The organism is Candidatus Methylomirabilota bacterium (assembly GCA_035260325.1).
Lineage (GTDB): Bacteria > Methylomirabilota > Methylomirabilia > Rokubacteriales > CSP1-6 > AR19.
In genome coordinates this window covers 1-4543 of the sequence record DATFVL010000176.1, presented here as the reverse complement: position 1 = coordinate 4543, position 4543 = coordinate 1, and the positions used below count along the sequence as shown (strand labels likewise).

At 72.6% G+C, this 4543-nt stretch carries 7 protein-coding genes; 6 read left to right on the top strand and 1 reads right to left on the bottom strand.

All coding sequences use genetic code 11. The features are described from left to right. From VKG64_11665 to VKG64_11640, 6 genes are all read left to right on the top strand, one after another. A partial coding sequence (locus tag VKG64_11665; GenBank protein HKB25697.1) for an MFS transporter occupies nt 1-706 on the top strand: 706 nt, incomplete at its 5' end. A 3-nt stretch (nt 707-709) separates the two neighbouring features. Then, nucleotides 710-1216, top strand: a complete 507-nt coding sequence (locus VKG64_11660) for a hypothetical protein (GenBank protein HKB25696.1) — start codon at nt 710-712, stop codon at nt 1214-1216. A gap of 16 nt (nt 1217-1232) precedes the next feature. Then, on the top strand, nt 1233-1418 hold the full coding sequence (locus tag VKG64_11655) for a carboxymuconolactone decarboxylase family protein (GenBank protein ID HKB25695.1): 186 nt from the start codon (nt 1233-1235) through the stop codon (nt 1416-1418). Between the two features lie 164 nt (nt 1419-1582). After that, complete coding sequence (locus VKG64_11650; protein HKB25694.1) at nt 1583-1981, top strand: PPOX class F420-dependent oxidoreductase; 399 nt, start codon at nt 1583-1585, stop codon at nt 1979-1981. A gap of 10 nt (nt 1982-1991) precedes the next feature. Beyond that, nucleotides 1992-3977: an ABC-F family ATP-binding cassette domain-containing protein gene (locus tag VKG64_11645; GenBank protein ID HKB25693.1), complete on the top strand. Its 1986-nt coding sequence runs from the start codon at nt 1992-1994 to the stop codon at nt 3975-3977. Next, nucleotides 3970-4272 carry an HNH endonuclease gene (locus VKG64_11640; GenBank protein HKB25692.1) on the top strand — a complete coding sequence of 101 codons (303 nt, stop codon included), beginning with the start codon at nt 3970-3972 and terminating at the stop codon, nt 4270-4272. Before VKG64_11645 ends, VKG64_11640 begins: the two co-directional genes overlap by 8 nt. Nucleotides 4273-4329: 57 nt before the next feature. Here the strand turns inward: VKG64_11640 and VKG64_11635 are convergent. Continuing rightward, on the bottom strand, nt 4330-4543 hold a 214-nt coding region (locus VKG64_11635), incomplete at its 5' end, for a hypothetical protein (protein ID HKB25691.1).

Below are 4543 nucleotides of genomic sequence, written 5' to 3'. Positions count from 1 at the left end.
GACGCTCGCCGTGTTCGTCGCCGTCGAGCGCCGCGCCGCCGAGCCGATCGTGCCGCTCGGCCTGTTCGCGAGCCGGATGCTCGTCGCGGCGGTGCTCACGCGCTCGCTCGCGGCCATGGCGATGTTCGGCGCGCTCGCGTTCGTGCCGCTCTTCGTCCAGGCCGTCACGGGTGCCAGCGCGACGCGCTCGGGCGCCGTGGTCGCGCCGTTCGTCCTCGGCTGGGTCGCGCTGTCCGCGACGAGCGCGCGGCTCGTGCTGCGCGTTGGCTACCGGGGCGTCGTCATGGCCGGCGCCGCGTGCTTGACGGGGGCGTTCCTCCTCCTCGCGCGGTGGGACTCGGGGCTCAGCATGGGCGGCGCGATGCGCGACGTCCTGCTGGCGGGCGTCGGGATGGGCCTCGTCATCGTCCCGATGCTGATCGCGGTGCAGAGCGCGGTGCCGCGCAGCGAGCTCGGCATCGCGACGTCGGTGGTCCAGTTCTTCATGTCCGTCGGCGGCGCCGTCGGCGTCTCGGTGATGGGGGCCGTGATGAGCCAGCGGCTCGCCGCGGGGCAGCCCCTCGTGGAGGCCCTGCACGGGGTGTTCGTGACCGGCCTCGTGGTCTGCGTCGCGGCCCTGGGCGCCTCGCTCCTGGTGCCGCCGGGGCGCGCCCGGGACCTCGCCCGCGCCGACATGCGCGGCGAGCCGACGCGTGCGGGAAGCTGAGCCATGGCGGGTGACGCGCCCCTGCTCGAGCGGCTCGCCGGGATGACGCCGGTGGCCGCCGCCGAGGTCCTCGAGCTCATCGAGCGGCTCTCCGAGCCCCAGAGCGATCCCGTGATCGGCCCGCTCTTCGGCATGGACGACGAGGGCGAGGCGGTCGTGAACCCGCTCGTGCCCGCGGTCCTGCAGCAGTTCCAGGACAAGCCCGAGCTCACGTGCTACGTGGCGCTCATCGAGGGGCTCACGGGCGTCTGGAACGCCGCCGTCCGCGCGGCGGTCGTGACGCGCCTGCGCGCGGCGGGCCTGCCGCAGGACGACCTGCTGCTCCGCCTCCAGGCGCTCTCGCCGACGCTCGGGTTCGCCGCCGAGAAGCCCGAGTGGGCGCGCGAGTGGCTCGCGGATCCGTTCACCCAGGACGCGCTGCTCGTCCAGCAGTGCGTGGTGCGCATGCTGCTGGCCCTCCGCACGCTCGCCGAGGCACGCGGGACGGACCTCACCACGAACGAAGGCTGACCGGCGGAGACGCACGATGCACATCCACGAGCGGAACGCGGAGAAGAAGCGGCTCAACGGCCTCATGCTGAAGTCGTCGATGAAGGTCTACCGGACCTTCGGCGATCTCGGCGGGCGGGTCTACGCGGACGGCGCTCTGTCGAAGAAGCACAAGGAGCTGACGGCGCTCGCCGTCGCGGTGTCGCAGAACTGCTTCGACTGAATCGACCACCGCGTCGAGGAGGTCCTCGACCAGGGCGCGACGGACACGGAGATCGCCGAGACGCTCGACATCGGGCTCCTGATGGGCGGCACGCTCGCGGCCAAGTCCGTCCGCCACGCGTTCTCGGCGCTCGAACAGCTCAGGGCGACGAAAGGGGCCTGACCATGGCGACGATTCCGGAGAGCTACCGAGACCTCTTCACCACCAAGAAGGCGTTCGCCCACCTGGCCACGCTCGGCCGGGACGGCGCGCCGCAGGTGACGCCGGTGTGGGTGGACTACGACGGGACCCACGTCCGGTTCAACACCGCGCGCGGGCGCGTGAAGGAGAGGAACCTCCGGCGCGACCCGCGCGTCGCGCTCGCGCTCCAGGACCCCGACAACCCGTACCGCTACGTGCAGGTGCGGGGGCGCGTCGCCGAGATGACCGAGAAGGGCGCCGACGCGCACATCGACGCGCTCGCGAAGAAGTACCTCGGCCAGGACCGGTATCCGTACCGGAAGGCGGACGAGGTGCGCGTGATCGTCAGCATCCTGCCCGAGAAGGTGCAGGGCATCCGCTGAGCCCGGCCGGATGATCCAGCTCGAGGGGATCGCCAAGGCCTACGGCGGCGAGCAGATCCTCCGCGAGCTGTCGTGGCGGATTCCCGACGGCGAGCGCATCGGGCTCGTCGGTCCGAACGGCGCCGGCAAGACGACGCTCTGCCGGCTCCTCGCCGGCCTCGAGGAGCCCGACGCGGGCCGCATCGCCCGGCCGCGCGAGGCGACGGTCGGGTATCTCCCCCAGGAGGTCACGGGCACCGCCGCCGGCTCGGTCCTCGCGGAGGCGCTCTCGGGGTTCGAGGCCGTGTGGCGGCTCGAGCGCGAGATGGAGGACGTCGCCGCGGCGCTCGCCGGCGTCCCGCACGGTCCCGAGAGCGCGGAGCTGACCCGGCGCTACGGCGAGCTCCAGCACCGGTTCGAGGCGGCGGGCGGCTACGGGCTCGAGACGCGGGCGAAGGCCATCCTCGGCGGGCTCGGGTTTCGCGGGGGTGACGTCGCGCGCCCGCTCACCGAGTTCTCCGGCGGCTGGCGCATGCGCGCGGCGCTCGCGCGGCTGCTCCTCCTGCGTCCGTCGCTCCTCCTGCTCGACGAGCCGACGAACCACCTCGACATCGAGTCCCTCGAGTGGCTCGAGGGGTTCCTCGCCGATTACGACGGCACCGTCGTGCTCGTCTCGCACGACCGCTACTTCCTGAACCGGATGGTGACGTCCATCGCCGAGCTCGGCCCCGCGGGCGTGACCGCCTACCCCGGCGACTACGACGACTACCTGGTCGAGCGCGAGGCGCGCCGCGAGCTCCTGGCGGCGCGGGCGCGGAACCAGGCCAAGCGCATCGCCGAGATCGAGCGCTTCATCGAGCGCTTCCGCTACCAGGCGACCAAGGCGCGGCAGGTCCAGAGCCGGATCAAGATGCTCGGGCGCGTCGAGCGCGTCGAGGTCGCGCGCGAGGCGCGCCACATCCGCTTCGCCTTCCCGGCGCCGCCGCGCACGGGCCGCCGCGTCGCCTGGCTCGCGGGCGCGCGCAAAGCGTACGGCGACAACGTCGTGTACGCGGGCGTGGACTTCGAGATCGAGCGCGGCGAGCGCGCCGCGCTCGTCGGGCCGAACGGCGCGGGCAAGTCCACGCTGCTCCGCCTGCTGGCGGGCGTGCTCCCGCTCGACCGCGGGGAGCGCGGGCTCGGCGCCCACGTGGCGGCCCACTACTACGCCCAGCACCAGCTCGACGCGCTGACGCCGTCCTCCACCGTGCTCGAGGAGCTGGAGCGCGCGGCGCCGGAGCTCGGCCAGACGCGTCTCCGGACGATCCTGGGCACCTTCCTCTTCTCGGGCGACGCCGTGGACAAGCGGATCGCGGTGCTCTCGGGCGGCGAGAAGGCGCGCGTGGCGCTCGCGAGGATGCTCGTGCGCCCGGCCGCCCTCCTCTGCATGGACGAGCCGACGAACCACCTCGACCTCGCCTCGCGCGAGGTCCTCGAGGAGGCGCTCGCCCGCTTCTCCGGGACGATCGTCTTCATCTCCCACGACCGCTACTTCATCAACCGCATCGCGACGAAGATCCTCGAGGTCGGCGGGGGCGCCCTCGTCCCCTACCTCGGCGGCTACGACGACTATCTCGCGGCGAAGGCGCGCGCGACGCTCGAGCCGGGTTCGGGGCAGGGGAAGCCGGGGGCCGCCCGGATTTCGGAGAGACACTCATCCGGGCGTCCCCCGGCTCCCCCTGCGGGAAGCCAGCACGATCGCCGCGCGGCGACGTCGGGCAAGGCGTCGCGGCGCGGCGACGAGGCGACGCGGGCGCTCCGCGAGCTGCGCCGCCGCCTGGAGGCCGTCGAGACGCAGATCCACGCGCTCGAGGCGCGGATCGCCGAGATCGGCGCGGCGCTGACCGATCCCGCGCTCTACACCGACGGCGCGCGCGCGCGCGCGGTGACCTCGGAGCGGCGACGCGCCGAGGAGCAGGTCATGTGGCTGATGCGCGAGTGGGAGGAGCTCTCGACGGCGCTCGCGGCGCATGAGTGACTTCTACGCGCCGATCGACGCGGCCGCGCTCAAGCGCGAGCGCGCGAAGGCGCGGGAGCTCCGCGCGAGCCAGTGGTGGAAGCGCCGGATCGCCGCCGGCGTCTGCCACTACTGCGGCCGCGCGGTCGGCCGCGCCGGTCTCACGCTGGATCACGTCGTCCCGCTGGGCCGCGGCGGCCGGTCCACGCGCGGCAACGTCGTCCCCGCCTGCAAGGCCTGCAACACGAAGAAGCGGTCGCTGCTCCCGGTCGAGTGGGAGGAGTACCTCCGCCGCCTCGACGTCTCCGAAGACTGACGGCGCGCTGTCTGAATCATTGGACGTTGACGGCGACGAAGGGCTAAGTGATGATTCTTATAGCTTAATCGCCTGGTGCTGTTCAGTTGTGGTTGCGTATAGGTTGCGTCCGGTCGCGTCATCCAGGAGATCGACGGCCCGATGGTTCCCCCTCGGGATGAAGTGGCCGTACACCGCGAGCGTGAAGGCCGGGGAGTGGTGCCCGAGTTGCTGCTGGACGTAGGTCAAGGGTTCCCCCGCCTGGATTAGGAGGGAGGCAAAGGTGTGGCGG